This is a genomic window from Rhizobium sp. R634 (assembly GCF_002211305.1).
Lineage (GTDB): Bacteria > Pseudomonadota > Alphaproteobacteria > Rhizobiales > Rhizobiaceae > Rhizobium.
Genome location: NZ_LOKW01000025.1, coordinates 264,603 through 280,962, shown reverse-complemented (window position 1 = coordinate 280,962; position 16,360 = coordinate 264,603). Strand labels below are relative to the sequence as shown.

General features: G+C 61.8%; 18 protein-coding genes. 9 read left to right on the top strand and 9 right to left on the bottom strand.

Translation table 11 applies throughout. From position 1 onward, the window contains the following. Positions 1–46 precede the first annotated feature (46 nt). Both ATY77_RS24300 and ATY77_RS24295 read left to right on the top strand, forming a co-directional pair. Positions 47–367, top strand: a complete 321-nt coding sequence (locus ATY77_RS24300; RefSeq protein ID WP_088677711.1) for a hypothetical protein — start codon at positions 47–49, stop codon at positions 365–367. A 107-nt stretch (positions 368–474) separates the two neighbouring features. Next, positions 475–1,032, top strand: a complete 558-nt coding sequence (locus tag ATY77_RS24295) for a GNAT family N-acetyltransferase (RefSeq protein ID WP_088677530.1) — start codon at positions 475–477, stop codon at positions 1,030–1,032. A gap of 4 nt (positions 1,033–1,036) precedes the next feature. Here the strand turns inward: ATY77_RS24295 and ATY77_RS24290 are convergent, their stop codons facing one another. The 3 genes from ATY77_RS24290 to acnA all read right to left on the bottom strand — a co-directional run bounded on the left by ATY77_RS24290 (position 1,037) and on the right by acnA (position 5,416). Beyond that, a complete protein-coding gene (locus ATY77_RS24290) occupies positions 1,037–1,438 on the bottom strand; it encodes a DUF2794 domain-containing protein (RefSeq protein WP_088689169.1) in 402 nt (133 codons plus the stop codon). 312 nt (positions 1,439–1,750) lie between these two features. Next, positions 1,751–2,491 carry a thioredoxin family protein gene (locus tag ATY77_RS24285; RefSeq protein WP_088689168.1) on the bottom strand — a complete coding sequence of 247 codons (741 nt, stop codon included), beginning with the start codon at positions 2,489–2,491 and terminating at the stop codon, positions 1,751–1,753. Between the two features lie 234 nt (positions 2,492–2,725). Next, complete coding sequence (gene acnA / locus ATY77_RS24280; RefSeq protein WP_088689167.1) at positions 2,726–5,416, bottom strand: aconitate hydratase AcnA; 2,691 nt, start codon at positions 5,414–5,416, stop codon at positions 2,726–2,728. Positions 5,417–5,677: 261 nt separating this feature from the next. On the opposite strand from acnA, the gene ccmA reads away from it, so the two are divergent. Genes ccmA through ATY77_RS24255 form a run of 5 tightly spaced genes read left to right on the top strand, consistent with a single transcriptional unit; the run spans position 5,678 to position 8,586 of the window. After that, positions 5,678–6,313 (top strand): heme ABC exporter ATP-binding protein CcmA, encoded by a 636-nt coding sequence (gene ccmA, locus ATY77_RS24275; RefSeq protein WP_088689166.1) that lies wholly within the window; start codon positions 5,678–5,680, stop codon positions 6,311–6,313. Positions 6,314–6,344: 31 nt separating this feature from the next. Continuing rightward, on the top strand, positions 6,345–7,004 hold the full coding sequence (ccmB, locus tag ATY77_RS24270; protein ID WP_088689165.1) for a heme exporter protein CcmB: 660 nt from the start codon (positions 6,345–6,347) through the stop codon (positions 7,002–7,004). 47 nt (positions 7,005–7,051) lie between these two features. Beyond that, complete coding sequence (locus ATY77_RS24265) at positions 7,052–7,813, top strand: heme ABC transporter permease (RefSeq protein ID WP_088689164.1); 762 nt, start codon at positions 7,052–7,054, stop codon at positions 7,811–7,813. 3 nt (positions 7,814–7,816) lie between these two features. Continuing rightward, positions 7,817–7,984 carry a heme exporter protein CcmD gene (gene ccmD, locus ATY77_RS24260; RefSeq protein ID WP_088689163.1) on the top strand — a complete coding sequence of 56 codons (168 nt, stop codon included), beginning with the start codon at positions 7,817–7,819 and terminating at the stop codon, positions 7,982–7,984. Beyond that, the gene (locus ATY77_RS24255) at positions 7,981–8,586 is read left to right on the top strand and encodes a DsbE family thiol:disulfide interchange protein (RefSeq protein ID WP_088689162.1); all 606 of its coding nucleotides are present in this window, start codon (positions 7,981–7,983) and stop codon (positions 8,584–8,586) included. Before ccmD ends, ATY77_RS24255 begins: the two co-directional genes overlap by 4 nt. A 7-nt stretch (positions 8,587–8,593) precedes the next feature. Here ATY77_RS24255 and ATY77_RS24250 read toward each other — a convergent pair whose 3' ends face one another. The 6 genes from ATY77_RS24250 to ATY77_RS24225 form a co-directional block, all read right to left on the bottom strand. Next, the gene (locus tag ATY77_RS24250; RefSeq protein ID WP_088677522.1) at positions 8,594–9,181 is read right to left on the bottom strand and encodes a DUF2585 domain-containing protein; all 588 of its coding nucleotides are present in this window, start codon (positions 9,179–9,181) and stop codon (positions 8,594–8,596) included. Next, the gene (locus ATY77_RS24245; RefSeq protein WP_088677521.1) at positions 9,178–9,822 is read right to left on the bottom strand and encodes a septation protein A; all 645 of its coding nucleotides are present in this window, start codon (positions 9,820–9,822) and stop codon (positions 9,178–9,180) included. The genes ATY77_RS24250 and ATY77_RS24245 overlap by 4 nt, the downstream gene beginning before the upstream one ends. A 78-nt stretch (positions 9,823–9,900) precedes the next feature. Continuing rightward, positions 9,901–11,478: a signal recognition particle-docking protein FtsY gene (gene ftsY / locus ATY77_RS24240; RefSeq protein WP_088689161.1), complete on the bottom strand. Its 1,578-nt coding sequence runs from the start codon at positions 11,476–11,478 to the stop codon at positions 9,901–9,903. 16 nt (positions 11,479–11,494) lie between these two features. Continuing rightward, positions 11,495–12,766, bottom strand: coding sequence for a tRNA (N(6)-L-threonylcarbamoyladenosine(37)-C(2))-methylthiotransferase MtaB (gene mtaB / locus ATY77_RS24235; RefSeq protein ID WP_088689160.1), 1,272 nt, complete (start codon positions 12,764–12,766; stop codon positions 11,495–11,497). Beyond that, positions 12,763–13,668, bottom strand: coding sequence for a diaminopimelate epimerase (dapF, locus tag ATY77_RS24230; protein WP_088689159.1), 906 nt, complete (start codon positions 13,666–13,668; stop codon positions 12,763–12,765). The genes mtaB and dapF overlap by 4 nt, the downstream gene beginning before the upstream one ends. 111 nt (positions 13,669–13,779) lie before the next feature. Then, positions 13,780–13,983, bottom strand: a complete 204-nt coding sequence (locus ATY77_RS24225) for a hypothetical protein (protein WP_088689322.1) — start codon at positions 13,981–13,983, stop codon at positions 13,780–13,782. Positions 13,984–14,404: 421 nt separating this feature from the next. Between ATY77_RS24225 and ffh the strand changes: the two genes are divergently transcribed. Together ffh and ATY77_RS24215 are read left to right on the top strand one after the other, a co-directional pair. Beyond that, positions 14,405–15,976: a signal recognition particle protein gene (ffh, locus tag ATY77_RS24220; protein ID WP_088689158.1), complete on the top strand. Its 1,572-nt coding sequence runs from the start codon at positions 14,405–14,407 to the stop codon at positions 15,974–15,976. Positions 15,977–15,992: 16 nt separating this feature from the next. Then, on the top strand, positions 15,993–16,313 hold the full coding sequence (locus ATY77_RS24215) for a chorismate mutase (RefSeq protein WP_088677516.1): 321 nt from the start codon (positions 15,993–15,995) through the stop codon (positions 16,311–16,313). Positions 16,314–16,360 lie beyond the last annotated feature (47 nt).

Genomic DNA, 16,360 nt, shown 5'->3' with positions numbered 1-16,360 from the left:
GCTTCGGCCGCCTTTTTTGTCGTGACGAATGTCGAAGGGGTTAGGCATGCTGCTTCAAGGATTTGTTTTCATCCCGTGCTTTGTCGTTGCCGTACTGTTGGCGAAAGGGTTGCCGGATAGCCTGATCTATTCGGTCATTGCTTGGCTCAGCGCCGTCATTGCCGCCTTGGCCGGCGCAATTTTAGGGGTTCTGGCAATCGGCTATTGGCAGCTGGTACCGATCGACCCGCATACGGGAAATGACCTGGTGCTCTCTGGTGTGGTGCACGTCGTCATGGCTTTCGTCTTGTCGCCATTGCTGATCATGTATGTGAGGCGCAAGGCGCGCAAGCAAGCCGAAAGCTTGAGGATCAAGATTCTCGAATAGCCGCAGAATGGGCATATCGCACCTCGGTTTGCGTCGGCTTTTTTGTTGCACTGGTTTCGCAGGAATGGTTTTAGAGGAGCCTGCCCCGCCGCTGGACCAGCCGCCCGATGTCTTTCTTTCTGCGCGACGCCTCGCAAGCCGATATCCCCGCCATTACCGATATCTATCGTGAATCCGTCCTGAACGGCACGTCGAGCTACGAGATCGCACCACCCTCCAAGGCCGAGATGATGCAGCGTTTCGCAGCGATCGTCGGCCAGCACTATCCCTACATCGCCGCAGCCGATACGAACGGAAACCTCCTTGGCTACGCCTATGCTTCGGCCTTCCGCACCCGCCCCGCCTATCGCTGGATGGTGGAGGATTCGATTTACCTGGCGCCTGAAGCTCGCGGCCGCGGCATCGGCAAGGCGCTGATGAATGAGCTGATCGACCGCTGCACTGCCCTCGGTTTCCGTCAGATGGTGGCCGTCATCGGCGGCGCAAGCCCTGCCTCGATCGCGCTTCATCTCAAGGCGGGTTTTGTGGAGGTCGGCCTGATGAAGGGCACAGGCTACAAGCACGGCCGCTGGCTCGACACGATGCTCATGCAGCGCAGCCTCGGCGAGGGCATGACGACCGATCCGGATCCGTCCGCCTATCCCGGCACGCTGTTCGCAGGCTGAGGACTTACTTGTCGACCAGCTTCAAGGCCTTGTCGAACACCTTGAGCACCTGGTTCAGCTCGTGCCCGCGCTTCAGGATCATGCCGTTGATGTTGATAACGGAATAGGCGCCTTGCTTGGCGGCGAGCTTCGGGTTCTTTTCGATACGGAAAAGCGGCATTTCGCCGGCGCGCTTGAAGACGGAAAACACTGCCCTGTCCTTCAGGTGATCGATGGCGTAGTCGCGCCATTCACCCTCGCCGACCATGCGGCCGTAGATCCAGAGGATCGCGTCCAGCTCGCGCCGGTGGAAGGTCACCGGAAGCGGATCCTTGCTTTGTTTGTATTCCCTGAGATCGACGACGACTGAGGAACTATTGTCGACGGAGCGGCTTTCGCCGTGTCGCAAATCCGGCTGATCTGTCATCAGTCTCCCAAGGCCTCCGCTTGTGACAGGAGAGTGACAGTTTGCCCGAGCCGTCACAAATTGCAAGACCGCTGCCCGTCACATTCGGCCGCACCGCAGCGCGGCGCATGCAGCACATGTCCTGGGGGAGAGCCGACGCTTTCTCGGCAGCGCCGCATTTCAGTCAAAACAGCGCCTCATTTGCGGGGGATTTATGCATCCCGGTTTGGCGCCAGCGCGCCAAAGGGCCCGGCGGAGCGTATCGACCTTAACCCCAGCCCCGAATACGCTCGGCCGGGCCGCCCGGCACTTCATCCCTATCGGGATGACATCTCAGATGTTTTTTCCCGCCATCACCACTGTCGCGCCAAGGATCTCGGCCGGATCGCCGTCAGCGGTCGCCGATTGCAGCAGGATCGCGCAGCCCTCGAGCTGCGGCCGCTGCAGGACAGTGGCCGGCAGCGTCAGATTGGTCGCCTTGCCGTCCCACATGCCGACCGTTTCGACATTCGTGACACTGTGCAGGTAGGAGATTTTCTTGCCGCTGTTCTCGCCCTTTTCGACGTCGATCGTCTTTTCCTTGTCGAAATAGACCATCACCACATTGGCCTTGCCCTGCCCTGCGCCGATCTTGATTTCCAGCTCGTCGCCGCGCATCTCAGCGCTGATCGGAATGGTCAGCCCATTGCCTTCGCTGCTGTAACTGTCGATCTTGCTGTTGATGCCGTTGAGATCAGCGCCGGCGAGATGACTACGGCCGTTGACGATGGCCTGCGGCGTATAGACGTTGCTGCGGCCCATGGCCCTGGCATAGCCATATTGCCGCTCGGTGTTTTCCTTCGAGCTCAGCGTGTCGGCCCAGCCGAGATAATTCCAATAGTCTATGTGGTAGGCGAGCGCGATGACGTCGCCCTGGTCCACCAGCTTGCGGAAGGCGGCGTCAGCGGGAGGACAGGAGGAGCAGCCCTGCGAGGTGAAGAGTTCGACGACGCCTTTCGGCGTGCCGTCTTCGGCATGCAACGAGCCTGCGAGAACAACGCCGGCGATCAGCGGAATCAAAAAACGGGGGGACATTCACCTGCACCTCTTTTTCAGCGTCGCCGGCGTGTTGGGAGCCGGAGGCCCTGACATATGAACGTACGAATAATCCTTCCGGGTCCAAACGAAAAGTCACGAACGGGTGAGACGTAGCTCGGCGGGAATGCGCTTGAAACAAATCATCGTGAGCCTGCCCGAATACTGTTGCCGCAAAGAAAAGCCGCCGGAAATTGCTCTCCGGCGGCCATTATCATAGCAAGCTGTTAACAATCAGGCAGCGAGATCGCGCAGAACCGTCTGCAGGATGCCGCCATTGTTGAGGTAGATCACCTCGTCGAGCGTATCGACGCGCGACAGCAGCGGAACTTCCTTCACGGAGCCGTCGCCATAGGTGATCTTGGCAATCTTCCGCTCGCGCGGTTTGATCTTGTCCAGGCCCTCGATGGTGACGAGCTCGTCGCCCTTGAGGCCGAGGCTCTGCCAGGTCGTGCCCTCTTCAAAGACGAAGGGGATGACGCCCATGCCGACCAGGTTCGAGCGATGGATACGCTCGAAGGACTGGGCGATCACCGCCTTGACGCCGAGCAGGTTGGTACCCTTGGCAGCCCAGTCGCGCGACGAGCCGTTGCCGTATTCGACACCTGCGAAGATGACGAGCGGCACGCCTTCGGACTTGTACTGCATGGCAGCGTCGTAGATCGAGGTCTCTTCCTTCGACGGATAGTGGATGGTGTAGCCACCTTCCTTGCCGTTCGGGCCGAGCATGTGGTTGCGGATGCGGATGTTGGCGAAGGTGCCGCGCATCATCACTTCATGATTGCCGCGGCGCGTGCCGTACTGGTTGAAGTCGGCAACCGCGACGTCATGGCCGATGAGATAGGCGCCCGCCGGCGATGCTGCCTTGATCGAACCGGCCGGCGAAATGTGGTCGGTGGTGATCTTGTCGCCGAACAGGCCGAGGACGCGGGCGCCCTTGATATCGGACACGCCGGTGCCCTTCTTGCCCATGCCGACGAAGTAAGGCGGGTTCTGGACATAAGTCGAATTATCATCCCAGGCATAGGTCTGGCCCGGCGGAACCTGAACAGCCTGCCAGTTGACGTCGCCCTTGAAGACGTCGGCATACTTGCTTTCGTAAAGTTCGCGGGTGACGTACTTCTGGATGAACTCCTGCACCTCGTGCGAGGTCGGCCAGATATCCTTGAGATAGACCGGATTGCCGTTCTGGTCTTCGCCGATCGGTTCCTTGGTCAGGTCCTTCTGCACCGTGCCGGCGAGCGCGTAAGCGACGACGAGCGGCGGCGAAGCGAGGTAGTTCGCCTGGACGTCAGGCGAGATACGGCCTTCGAAGTTGCGGTTGCCGGAGAGCACGCCCGATACGATCAGGCCCTTGTCGTTGATCGTCTTCGAGATCGGCGCCGGCAGCGGGCCGGAATTGCCGATGCAGGTCGTGCAGCCGAAGCCGACGAGATTGAAGCCGAGCTTGTCGAGATCGGCCTGCAAGCCGGACTTGGCAAGATATTCACCGACGACCTGCGATCCCGGCGCGAGCGAGGTCTTGACCCACGGCTTGGTCTTCAGGCCCTTGGCAACGGCGTTGCGGGCCAGAAGGCCGGCAGCGATCAGAACCGAAGGGTTCGACGTGTTGGTGCAGGAGGTGATGGCGGCAATCGCCACGTCGCCATGGCCGAGATCGAAATCCGTGCCTTCGACCGCATAGCGGTTGGCAAGCTGGCCGGGCTTCTTGTAGTCGGCATCCATCGAACCGGCGAAGCCGGAAGCGATGTTTTCGAGCGCGATGCGGCCTTCCGGACGCTTCGGGCCGGCCATCGACGGCACGACGTCGCCGAGGTCGAGCTCCAGTGTATCGGTGAAGACGAGATCGGAACCGTCACCTTCGCGCCACATGCCCTGGGCCTTCGAATAGGCTTCGACCAGCGCGATCCGGTCATGCGTGCGGCCGGACATGGTGAGGTAGTTGATGGTTTCGCCGTCGACGGGGAAGAAGCCGCATGTGGCGCCGTATTCCGGACCCATGTTGCCGATCGTCGCGCGGTCGGCGAGCGGCATGTTGTCCATGCCCGGGCCGAAGAACTCGACGAACTTGGAAACGACGCCCTTCTTGCGCAGCATTTGCACGACGGTCAGAACGAGGTCGGTCGCGGTGACGCCTTCCTTGAGCTTGCCGGTCAGCTTGAAGCCGATGACCTCAGGCAGAAGCATCGAAACCGGCTGGCCGAGCATGGCCGCTTCCGCTTCGATACCGCCGACGCCCCAACCGAGAACGCCAAGACCGTTGATCATCGTCGTGTGGCTGTCGGTGCCGACGCAGGTATCGGGATAGGCGATCGTCTCGCCGTCCTCTTCCTTGGTCCAGACGGTCTGGCCGAGATATTCGAGGTTGACCTGGTGACAGATGCCGGTGCCGGGAGGAACGACGCGAAAATTCTTGAATGCCTGCTGGCCCCACTTCAGGAAGCGGTAGCGCTCGCCGTTGCGCTGATATTCCAGCTCGACGTTCTTGGCGAAAGCCTGCGGCGTGCCGAATTCGTCGACGATGACGGAGTGGTCGATGACGAGGTCGACGGGAACGAGCGGGTTGATCTTCTCGGGATCGCCGCCGAGCGACACCATCGCGTCGCGCATTGCGGCAAGGTCGACGACGGCGGGAACGCCGGTGAAGTCCTGCATCAGCACGCGCGCCGGGCGATAGGCGATTTCGTTTTCGACCGCACCCTTGTTGTTCAGCCACTCGGCAACGGCCTGGATGTGCTCCTTGGTGACCGACTGGCCATCTTCGAAGCGCAGCAGGTTTTCGAGCAGCACCTTCATCGAATAGGGGAGCTTCGATACGCCGGCCAGACCGTTTGCCTCAGCCTTGGGCAGGCTGTAATAGACGTAGTCCTTCCCGTTCACGGAAAGCGTGGAACGACAATTGAAACTGTCAAGAGATTTAGACACGAGAAACCCCGTTCTGATAGCCAACACAGTCGTGCGAACGCCTATGCACTTAATGCACATCAGGATGCGGGTACGGCCATTTCCGCTGTCCGCACGTGGAGGAGACGCTCCAAGTTCGGCGCAAGGATGAAATTCACGCCGACCGCTGGCGTGGTTGCCGGTCTTATAGATAATTTCCTAAAAACTTGCCATACCCGAGAACGATCAAAATCCGACATTTTTTGACCCCGCCGGAAGCCGCAACGAAGAAAGAGCAGACGCATGCATCTCACCGCCGAAAATCTGGCTGCAAGGCGCGGTGAAGATCTCATTTTCGTTAACGTTTCCTTTTACTTGGCGGCAGGAGAAGCGCTTGTCCTGACCGGCAAAAATGGATCGGGAAAGTCCACTTTACTGCGCGTTGCCGCCGGTCTTCTCAGGCCGGAAAAGGGCACGGTGATTTTGCATGACGAAGAGAGCCCGCAGGGCCGTCATCCCGGCGAGGTCAGCCACTACCTCGGCCATCGAAATGCGATGAAGAATGAACTTACAGTTGCAGAGAATCTGGATTTCTGGCGGAGCTTTCTCGGCAATGCCGGCCTCTCCACGGAGGACGCCGCCGAGGCCGTCGGCCTTTCCGGAATCACCCATCTCCCCTTCGCCTATCTCTCCGCCGGCCAGCAGCGCCGATTCGCCTTCGCCAAACTGCTCGTCGCCCACCGCCCCGTCTGGATCCTCGACGAACCCACCGCTGCATTGGATGCCAGCGCCGACCGGCTATTCGCAGGATTGATCGAGGCGCATCTGGCAAAGGGCGGCATCGTGCTGGCGGCGACACATCAGCCGCTGGGGCTGAAAAATGCGCGGGAATTGAAGATGACGGGCTTTGCGGGTGTGGATCAGGGGGTGTGGGGATGATAGCTACCACGCACGCAGAGAGCCACTCCGCATGACCGCCCTCTTCCTCCGCGATCTCAAGCTCTCGATCCGCGCCGGCGGCGGTGCGCTGATCGGGGTGCTGTTCTTCCTCACGGTCGTCGCCGTCATCCCCTTCGGCGTCGGCCCCGATCTCAAGCTGCTTTCCCGCATCGGCCCTGCCATCGTCTGGATCGGCGCGCTGCTGGCCGCCCTTCTCGGGCTCGACCGTCTGTTTCAGGCCGAGCGCGACGACGGCTCGCTCGATCTGATGCTGATGCAGGAAACGCCGCTCGTCCTCACCATCCTCGTCAAATGCTTTGCCCACTGGACGGCCACCAGCCTGCCGCTGGTCATCGCCTCGCCGTTGCTCGGCCTCTTCATGAACATGGACGAGATTGCGATCGGCGCGACCATGCTGACGCTGCTCGCCGGCTCGCCGGCGATCACCTTCATCGGCGCCGTCGGCGCCGCCGTCGCCGTCGCGCTGCCGCGCGGCGGCCTGCTGGTCTCGATCCTCGTGCTGCCGCTGACCATCCCCGTGCTGATCTTCGGCATCAGCGCCACCTATGCCGCGGTCGAGGAGCCCGCGCCCTTCCTTCCGCCCTTCCTCATCCTGATTGCGCTGACACTCTTCTTTGCCGTCATCGGCCCGGCCGCCGCTGCGCTCGCATTGCGAAACACGTCGGATTGAATGCCATTCGATTGCGGGAAAAGCCGGATCAAGGTAAGGAAGCGCTCATGAGCCAAACCACCCTTGCCATTAGCAAAATCAGTGATCTCGCCAACCCGACGCGGTTTCTGGCGCTGGCGGCCCGCGTCATTCCCTGGATGGCCGGCATCACCGCCCTCTGTTTCGCGGTGGGTCTTTATCTGAGCTTCGCCACCGAAGGCGATTACCAGCAGGGTGAGACCGTGCGTATCATGTATGTCCACGTTCCCGCCGCCTGGCTTTCGATGATGTGTTACACGGTGATGAGCATCTCCGCGATCGGCACGCTCGTGTGGCGCCACCCGCTCGCCGATGTCTCCGCCAAGGCCGCAGCGCCGCTCGGCGCCGCCTTCACCCTGCTCGCGCTCGTCACCGGCTCGCTCTGGGGCAAGCCGATGTGGGGCACCTGGTGGGTCTGGGATGCCAGGCTGACCTCCGTCTTCATTCTCTTCCTGATGTATCTCGGCCTGATTGCGCTCGGCCGCGCCATCGACGATCCGTCGAAGGCCGCGCGCGTCTCCGCCGTGCTCATCCTCGTCGGCTTCGTCAACATCCCGATCATCAAATTCTCGGTCGATTGGTGGAACACGCTGCATCAGCCGGCAAGCGTGATGCGCCTCGACGGACCGGCGATCGATCCGGAATTTCTGCGCCCGCTCTTCGTCATGGCGATCGCCTTCACGCTGCTCTTCTTCACGCTGCACTTCATGGCAATGAGAAACGAGATCTGGCGCCGCCGCATCGCCGCTCAGCGCCGTCTTGCCGCCCGCATGGCCAGCCGGGAGGAATAGGCCGTGACGCATGCCTTTTATGTCTACTCATCCTATGGCTTTGCAGCGCTCGTCGTGGTCGCCGTCATCCTGTGGACCTGGGCAGACGGCCGGGCGCGCCGCCGGGAACTCGCAGCCCTCGAAGCCGCCGGCATCCGCCGCCGCTCGGCGCGCCCAAGGAATGGCGAATGAGCGAGACGCGTGAAACCAAGATCAAGCCGCGTGGATTTGCCAGCTATGCGCTGGCGCTTCTGCCGCTCCTCGTCTTCGGCGGCATTGCGGCGACGGCCGCCAAGATGCTCTACGACCAGGATTTCCACGGCAAAAACATCGCCGAAATCCCTTCCGCCCTGATCGGCACCAAGGCGCCGTCGCTGAACCTTCAGCCGCTCGACGGTTCGAACCTGCCGGCGCTGACCGACGCCGCGGTCAAAGGCAAGCTGACGCTGGTCAATGTCTTCGCCTCATGGTGCGTTCCCTGCCGCGACGAACATCCTATTCTGAAGGATCTGGCGAAAGACGGGCGCCTGAACATCGTAGCCATCAATTACAAGGACAAGAACGAGAACGCCCTGCGTTTCCTCGGCGAACTCGGCAATCCCTACCAGGCGATCGGCGTCGATCCCAATGGCAAGGCGGCGATCGACTGGGGCGTTTACGGCATTCCGGAAAGCTACCTCGTCGGCCCCGATGGTAGGATCCTCTACAAACGCGTCGGCCCCTTCGACGACATCAGCCTGAAGGAAGGGCTGTTTCCAGCGATGGAAAAAGCGCTGGGGAAGCCGGCTTCGTAATTATCACCTATAGCCCACCCTGCCAGACCTTGATCGCCTCCATCGGCCAAATCAGCATCACCACGTTGAGCGTCAGATTGTCCCGGATTACATAACCGGTGAAAATCTCGAAGAAGATGGCAATCGCCACCGTCAGCGCCACCGGTGCGCGCCAGGCAAAGAAGAAGCCGAGGCACATGAAGGCGGTGTCCATTGCCGAATTCAGGATGCTGTCGCCGTAATAATCCAGCGCGATCGTCGCCGTCCGGTAGCGGTCGATGATGAGAGGTGAATTTTCCAGGAGTTCCCAGGCGGATTCGATGAACAGCGCCATCAACAGCTTTGCCGCCAGCGGTTTGCGGCGCAGGACTAGGTGGCTGAGCCCGTAGAACAGGAAGCCGTGTATGATGTGCGACGGCGTGTACCAGTCCGACAGATGCTGCGAATTGCCGCTGGTATTGACCCCGCCCTCCCACAGCTTGACATAGCCGCAGGCGCAGATCGGCACGCGGCCCATCATATATTCGGCGACGATCTGGGCGACCAGCACTGCGAGGCAGGCGACGAACCAGAAGCTCTGGTGTCTCACACGATATTCGGCTTCTGCAGTGCTCATTTTTCGCCGTCCGTCTCCGGGTTGAGGCTATGCTTGAGCACCAGCGGCATCTGCGCCAGGGTGAAGATGATGGTGATCGGCATCGTGCCCCAGACCTTGAAGGCGACCCAAGTATCATCCGAAAAATTGCGCCAAACGACTTCGTTCAGCACCGCGAGGAACAGGAAGAAGACGCCCCAGCGGATGGTCAGCTTGCGCCAGCCTTCGGCATCGAGCTGGAAGGCGGCGTTGAAGACATAGCCGAGCAGCGACCGGCCGAAGGCGAGCCCGCCAAGCAGGACGACCCCGAAAAGCGCGTTGACGATAGTCGGCTTCATCTTGATGAAGGTCTCGTTCTGCAGCCAGATCGAGAGCGAGCCGAAGATGACGACGACGATGCCTGAGACGAAAGGCATGATCGGCAGATGGCCGAGCACGACCTTGGAAACGGAGAGCGAAATGACCGTCGCCCCCATGAAGAGCGCGGTCGCGACGAAGAGCGGGCCGCCCAGTTCGGAGAGAGCCGGAAATTTCTCCACCAGCCACTGACCGCGCAGATTGGCAAAGAAGAAGATCATCAGCGGCCCGAGTTCCAGCGCCAGTTTCAGCATCGGATGATGGCGGTCGGCCGCGCTCGGCGTGATATCGCTTTCGGTGGTCATGCGTTCTTCGAACCTGCTATTTCTGAAAATTCGTTTCCCGAGCGTCCCTTGCAGGCCTTCGGCGGCTTATCTGTGGCATCATTGGGGAAGCCCGGCAATGGCATGGGCGAAATCCTCGGCCTCGAACGGCTCCAGATCGTCGACACCCTCGCCGACGCCGATGAAGTAGACCGGCAGCTTGTGCTTGGCGGAGATGGCCACAAGAATGCCGCCGCGCGCCGTGCCGTCGAGCTTGGTCATGATCAGCCCGTTGACGCCGGCGACATTGCGGAAGATCTCGACCTGGCTCAGCGCATTCTGCCCCGTCGTGGCGTCGAGCGTCTGCAGCACCGTATGCGGCGCATCGGGATCGAGCTTGCCGAGCACGCGCACGATCTTCTCGAGCTCGGCCATCAGCTCGGCCTTGTTCTGCAGGCGGCCGGCGGTGTCGACGATCAGCACGTCGCACTTCTTGGCCTTCGCCTGCTCGAAGGCGTCATAGGCAAGGCCGGCGGCGTCGGCGCCGAGCTTGGTGCCGACGAATTCGGAATTGGTCCGCTCGGCCCAGATCTTCAGCTGCTCGATCGCCGCCGCGCGGAACGTGTCGCCGGCAGCCAGCATCACCTTCAACCCGGCGCCGGAAAGCTTCGCCGCGAGCTTGCCGATCGTCGTCGTCTTGCCGGTGCCGTTGACGCCGACAACGAGGATGACATGCGGCTTGTGCGAGAGGTCGAGCTGCAACGGCTTGGCGACCGGCTTCAAAACCTTGGCGATTTCGGACGCCATGATGCGGCTGACATCCTCGCCGGTGACGTCCTTGCCGTAGCGCTCGGAAGCCAGCGTATCGGTGACGCGCAGCGCCGTCTCGACGCCGAGATCGGCCTGGATCAGCAGGTCTTCGAGATCCTGCAGCGTCTCGTCGTCGAGTTTGCGCTTGGTAAAGAGCGCAGTGATCTGGCCGGTCAGCTGCGAGGAGGTGCGCGCAAGGCCGTTGCGCAGCCGCTGGAACCAGCTGAGTTTCGGCTGCGGGATTATGGGTTGCGGTTCGACGATCGCAGGGCCGGTGGCGAAGCCTTTTGGGAGAATCGGCTCGACGACTGGCGCTGGCTCTATCGTCTCCGATGGCGGCAGGGGCGTTTCGACGGAAAGCTCGCGATCTGTGGCTTCCCTCCCTACCCTGCCGGGCATCCCCCCCACAGGTGGGGGGAAACTAGCGGCGATGTCTTCCGCCACATTGACGGCATCATCCGCAGCAGCCGGCTCACTCTCCACATCTGCGGGCGCACTCTCTAAATCTATTGATTGGCGAGCGGCATCCAACTGCTCAGTCCCCCCACCTGTGGGGGGGACGCCCGGCAGGGTAGGGAGGGTATTTTCCTCCGCTTCCGCCTCGGCCTCCAGCAGCGACAACGGCACGACGCCCATGTCGCCCAGATGATCGGCCGGCGGCAGCACTTCGGTTTCGGCGTCGGCAGATTCCGGCTCTACTGACGCTTCATCAATATCCGCCGCCGGCCCGCCGGCCGTATCCATCTCCTCGGGAAGAACGGGATCGTCCGCGATCGGCAGATCTTCGTCGCGCGAGCGCGGCTCGAGTTCCCTTTCCACGGCCTCGGGCACGGGCTCTTCAGCCGGCTTGCCGAAGGTGAAGACCTTTTTGATGAAACTGAGCGCCATGGGGATTCCGTGAAAGTCAGGCCGCTGCGGCCGTCAATTGCATGTCGAGATGCTTGCCATTGTGGCCGGTGATGGTGGCCGGCACAAGTTCGCCGGGGCGGAGGCCGGCCGCTGCGACCAGCGTGAAGTTCTCCGTATGCGCCAGGCCGTTGTTTTCGACAAGCAGCCACTGCCGGGTTCCGATCATGCCATCGAGATGGAATTGATGGAGCTTATGTCCAGTGGCGCGCAGCCGTGCGGCGCGATCCTTAACGAGCGCCCGGTCAAGCTGCGGCATGCGGGCGGCCGGCGTGCCGGGACGCGGGCTGTAAGGGAAAACATGCAGATGCGCGATGCCGGCCTCTTCGGCCAGCCGCACGGCATTGCCGAACATCTCTTCCGTTTCTGTGGGGAAACCGGCGATCATATCGGCGCCGAAGCTCATCCCGGGGCGCAGGCGGCGCGCGTCTTCGATGAAACGCAGCGCATCGGCGCGCGAATGCCGGCGCTTCATCCGCTTCAGGATCATGTCGTCGCCATGCTGCAGCGACAGATGCAGATGCGGCATGAAGCGCGGCTCGTCGGCGATGAGATCCATCAAATGGGCATCGGCCTCGATGCTGTCGATCGACGAAAGCCTGAGTCGGCTTATATCCGGAAGCTGTTTCAGCAGCGTCTTCGCCAGAAGGCCGAGCGTCGGCGTCCCCGGCAGATCGCCGCCATAGCTGGTGGCGTCGACCCCCGTCAGCACGATCTCGCGATAACCGCTGTCGGTAAGCCTGCGGGCCTGATCGACGACGGCGCCCATCGGCACCGAGCGGGAATTACCGCGGCCATAGGGGATAATGCAGAAGGTGCAGCGGTGGTCGCAGCCGTTCTGCACCTGGATGAAGGCGCGCACGTGCCCGTCAATGTGCCTGACCATCTGCGGCGCCGTCGCCTTGACGCTCATGATATCGTTGACGCGCAGCTTCTCTTCGGCCGAAACGCCGAAATCCGGCAGGCTGCGATAGGAAGCGCTCGAAAGCTTCTCCTCGTTGCCGAGCACGGCATCGACCTCCGCCATGGCGGCGAAGGTTTCTTTTTCCGTCTGTGCGGCGCAGCCGGTGACGATGATGCGCGCATGCGGATTGTCGCGCCGCGCCCGGCGGATCGCCTGGCGGGCCTGGCGCACGGCCTCGCCGGTCACGGCACAGGTATTGACGAGGACGGCATTGTTGAGCCCCGCCTTTTCGGCCTGCGCCTTCATCACTTCGGATTCATATGTGTTGAGGCGGCAGCCGAAGGTAATGACCTCGATGCCGCTCACTGCGCCTCGGCTCCCCGGTCCGCATCGCGCGACCATAAGCCGGTCGAAGGATCGAGCCTGCCAGACCATTCCCATTCGGCCGGGCCGGTCATGATGACGTGATCGTCGCGCTCGCGCCATTCGATCGAAAGTGTCGCCGGCGGTTTGGCGCTCGCCACATTGATCGTCACCTTGCGGCCGGTGCGGCCGGTGCGCGCGGCGCTGACGGCGGCAGAACAGGCGGCAGAGCCGCAGGCAAGCGTCAGGCCCGCGCCGCGCTCCCAGGTGCGCGTCGTCATCGATGTCGGCGAGGTCACCTGCGCCAGTGTGATGTTGGCGCGCTCCGGAAACATCGGATGGTTTTCCAGCAGCGGCCCGAAGCGGGCGAGATCGTAGGACATTACGTCCCGGTCCACCCAGAAGATCGCATGCGGATTGCCCATCGACATGGCCGAAGGCGAATGCAGCACCGGATTGTCGATCGGGCCGATCTGCAGCTCGATGCGGCTGGTATCGTGGAATTCTTCCGAGAGCGGGATCTTGTCCCAATCGAAAACCGGCCGGCCCATATCGACGGAGACCGTCCCGTCCTCGTGCTCGACGGCATTGAGGATGCCGGCGACGGTCTGGAAGGTGAAGGCCTTCCGGCCGGTCTCGGCGGCAAGCGCCTGCACGACGCAGCGCGTGCCGTTGCCACAGGCCTGCGCCTTCGAGCCGTCGGAATTCAGGATATCGATGAAGGCATCGGTGCCGTCAGCCTTCGGATCATGGATCGCCATGATCTGATCGAACTCGGTCTCAGGATCCGCATTGAGCGCGACCGCCGCTGCGGACGTCACTTTATCCGGCCGCCCTCGCATGTCGACGACCAAGATCTTGTTGCCAAGCCCGTTCATCCTTGCGAATTCGACTGTTGCGCTCATCGTATATTCCGTCCGTCTTTCCGCTGTATATGGCGGAAATGCGAAGGAATTACCAGTGGGTGAGTACCGCGCAGGCGCTGCAGCCGGCTGAGCCTTGAAACCGCCCGGCTTCTACCGCTGCCCGCCTTCGGCTTCGAAGGACGCCGCATGCGCCTCGACGATCGCGGCGGTGATGACCTTTCTCAGCTCGTAGACCATGGAGCGGGACCGTTTGCGATCCAGATCCTGTGCCGCCTTTGCCAGATTCAGGCCTTCGTTCAGGACAATATGATGGGCCCGTGCCAGCGCCCAGCTTTCAATATCAGCATTGATCATCGATATCTCCGCCGGATCATCCGGCATCAAGGATATTCACGAATCATTTTACAGGATGCACTTAAGTAGAAAGTAGAATCACAAGCAGAATATTTTGCAACTGGCCGCTACAGCGAATTTGGACTGCGGACTGGAATTTTTACTGCGTCGCGCCCACTTCGTGCGGCGTCTGAAAAGCCCGCATGCGGTCATTCCGCGTATTCGCCTTGACTTTCCCGGCGCTTTCCTGTTTATCGCGCCCAATCCGCGACGAGCCGCATGACTCCGAGCCGCCGACCGGGACTTCGAGATCCCGGAGGTCAACACCCGACAGCGCGATGCGCCCTCGGGTGCTTTTTGGCTTTGCGTCTTGTTTTCGTCAAGGAAAAGCACGACGTTTCGGGCAGATCGAACCCGCCCGAAACGTATCAAGGAAGAGCCGATGTTTGAAAACCTCCAGGACCGTCTTGGATCCATTCTGAATGGACTGACAGGCCGTGGCGCGCTTTCGGAAGCCGATGTTTCCGCAGCGCTGCGTGAGGTTCGCCGTGCGCTGCTGGAAGCCGACGTCGCCCTCGACGTCGTTCGCTCCTTCACCGACCGCGTGCGTGAAAAGGCCGTCGGCGCCGAGATCCTGAAGTCGATCAAGCCCGGCCAGATGGTCGTCAAGATCGTCCATGACGAGTTGATCGAGATGCTGGGCGGCGAAGGCGTCGGCATCGACCTGCATGCGCCCGCCCCCGTCGTCGTCATGATGGTCGGCCTGCAGGGCTCCGGCAAGACCACGACGTCAGCCAAGATCGCCAATCGCCTGTCGACGCGAGAGAAGAAGAAAGTGCTGATGGCGTCGCTCGACACGCGCCGTCCCGCAGCCCAGGAGCAGCTTCGCCAGCTCGGCGCCCAGGCCAATATCGATACGCTGCCTGTTATATCAGGTCAGTCGCCGACCGATATCGCCGCCCGCGCCGTACAGGCGGCCAGGCTCGGCGGCCATGATGTGGTCATCCTCGACACCGCCGGCCGCACGCATATCGACGAGCCCTTGATGGTCGAAATGGCCGACATCAAGAAGAAGTCGAACCCGCACGAAATCCTGCTGGTCGCCGATAGCTTGACCGGCCAGGACGCCGTCAACCTCGCCCGCAACTTCGACGAACGCGTCGGCATCACCGGCCTCGTGCTGACCCGCATGGACGGCGACGGCCGCGGCGGTGCCGCCCTTTCGATGCGTGCCGTCACCGGCAAGCCGATCAAGCTGATCGGCGTCGGCGAGAAGATGAGCGAGCTCGAAGAGTTCCATCCCCGCCGTATCGCCGACCGCATTCTCGGCATGGGCGACATTGTCTCGCTCGTCGAGCGCGCGGCGGAAAACATCGACGCCGAAAAGGCGGCCGCCATGGCCGCCAAGATGGCCAAGGGCAAGTTCGATCTCAACGACCTCGCCGATCAACTGCGCCAAATGCAGAAAATGGGCGGCATGGGCGGCATCATGGGCATGATGCCCGGCATGGCTGGTATGAAGGACAAAATGGCCGCCGCCGGCCTCGACGACAAGCTTTTCGGCCGCCAGATCGCCATCATCCAGTCGATGACCAAGGCCGAGCGCGCCAATCCCGACCTGCTCAAGCATTCGCGCAAGAAGCGCATCGCCGCCGGCTCCGGTACCGATGCCGCCGCCATCAACAAGCTTCTGAAAATGCACCGCCAGATGGCGGACATGATGAAGATGATGGGCGGCAAGGGCAAAGGCGGCATGATGAAGCAGATGATGAGCGGCCTTGCCGGCAAGATGGGGCTTGGCGGCATGGGCGGCATGCCCGATCTCTCGAATATCGACCCGAAGCAGCTTGAAGCGCTGCAGAAGCAGGCGGAAGCGGCGGGTTTGGGAAAGCCGGGTGGGGGCATGCCCGGTCTTGGCGGCCTGCCGGGTGGTTTGCCGGGCCTTGGCGGCGCCAAGCTGCCGGGTCTCGGTGGTGGTTTCCCGGGATTGCCCGGCTTGCCGAAGAAGAAGTGAAAGGATCGCTTGCCCCATGATTGATCCAGCCGTCAAAGCCCAGCTCGCGAGCTATCGCCAGTCGATCGACAATATCGATGCCGCTCTCGTGCACATGCTGGCCGAACGCTTCCGCTGCACCAAAGAGGTCGGCGTGCTGAAGGCCAAATACAATCTGCCGCCGGCCGACCCGGCGCGCGAGGAATACCAGATCGAACGCCTTCGCCAGCTGGCGAAAGCCGCCAATCTGGACCCGGATTTCGCCGAGAAGTTCCTGAACTTCGTCATCAAGGAAGTCATCCGGCATCATGAGCAGATCGCTGCGGATCACGCTGAACAGAGCGCCGCAGCCCGATAACCATTACCGCCTCACGAAGCGGTCAAGAAAAGCCTAAGGAGTAAAGA

Excerpts from the sequence above, each read along its gene's own strand:
- ATY77_RS24225 (WP_088689322.1), bottom strand. The coding sequence starts at position 13,983 with ATGATCAATGCTGATATTGAAAGCTGGGCGCTGGCACGGGCCCATCAT.
- ATY77_RS24290 (WP_088689169.1), bottom strand. The coding sequence starts at position 1,438 with ATGACAGATCAGCCGGATTTGCGACACGGCGAAAGCCGCTCCGTCGAC.
- ATY77_RS24285 (WP_088689168.1), bottom strand. The coding sequence starts at position 2,491 with ATGTCCCCCCGTTTTTTGATTCCGCTGATCGCCGGCGTTGTTCTCGCA.
- ATY77_RS24250 (WP_088677522.1), bottom strand. The coding sequence starts at position 9,181 with ATGAGCACTGCAGAAGCCGAATATCGTGTGAGACACCAGAGCTTCTGG.
- ffh (WP_088689158.1), top strand. The coding sequence starts at position 14,405 with ATGTTTGAAAACCTCCAGGACCGTCTTGGATCCATTCTGAATGGACTG.
- ATY77_RS24215 (WP_088677516.1), top strand. The coding sequence starts at position 15,993 with ATGATTGATCCAGCCGTCAAAGCCCAGCTCGCGAGCTATCGCCAGTCG.
- dapF (WP_088689159.1), bottom strand. The coding sequence starts at position 13,668 with ATGAGCGCAACAGTCGAATTCGCAAGGATGAACGGGCTTGGCAACAAG.
- ftsY (WP_088689161.1), bottom strand. The coding sequence starts at position 11,478 with ATGGCGCTCAGTTTCATCAAAAAGGTCTTCACCTTCGGCAAGCCGGCT.
- ATY77_RS24265 (WP_088689164.1), top strand. The coding sequence starts at position 7,052 with ATGAGCCAAACCACCCTTGCCATTAGCAAAATCAGTGATCTCGCCAAC.
- ccmA (WP_088689166.1), top strand. The coding sequence starts at position 5,678 with ATGCATCTCACCGCCGAAAATCTGGCTGCAAGGCGCGGTGAAGATCTC.
- ccmB (WP_088689165.1), top strand. The coding sequence starts at position 6,345 with ATGACCGCCCTCTTCCTCCGCGATCTCAAGCTCTCGATCCGCGCCGGC.
- ATY77_RS24255 (WP_088689162.1), top strand. The coding sequence starts at position 7,981 with ATGAGCGAGACGCGTGAAACCAAGATCAAGCCGCGTGGATTTGCCAGC.
- ATY77_RS24300 (WP_088677711.1), top strand. The coding sequence starts at position 47 with ATGCTGCTTCAAGGATTTGTTTTCATCCCGTGCTTTGTCGTTGCCGTA.
- ATY77_RS24295 (WP_088677530.1), top strand. The coding sequence starts at position 475 with ATGTCTTTCTTTCTGCGCGACGCCTCGCAAGCCGATATCCCCGCCATT.
- ATY77_RS24245 (WP_088677521.1), bottom strand. The coding sequence starts at position 9,822 with ATGACCACCGAAAGCGATATCACGCCGAGCGCGGCCGACCGCCATCAT.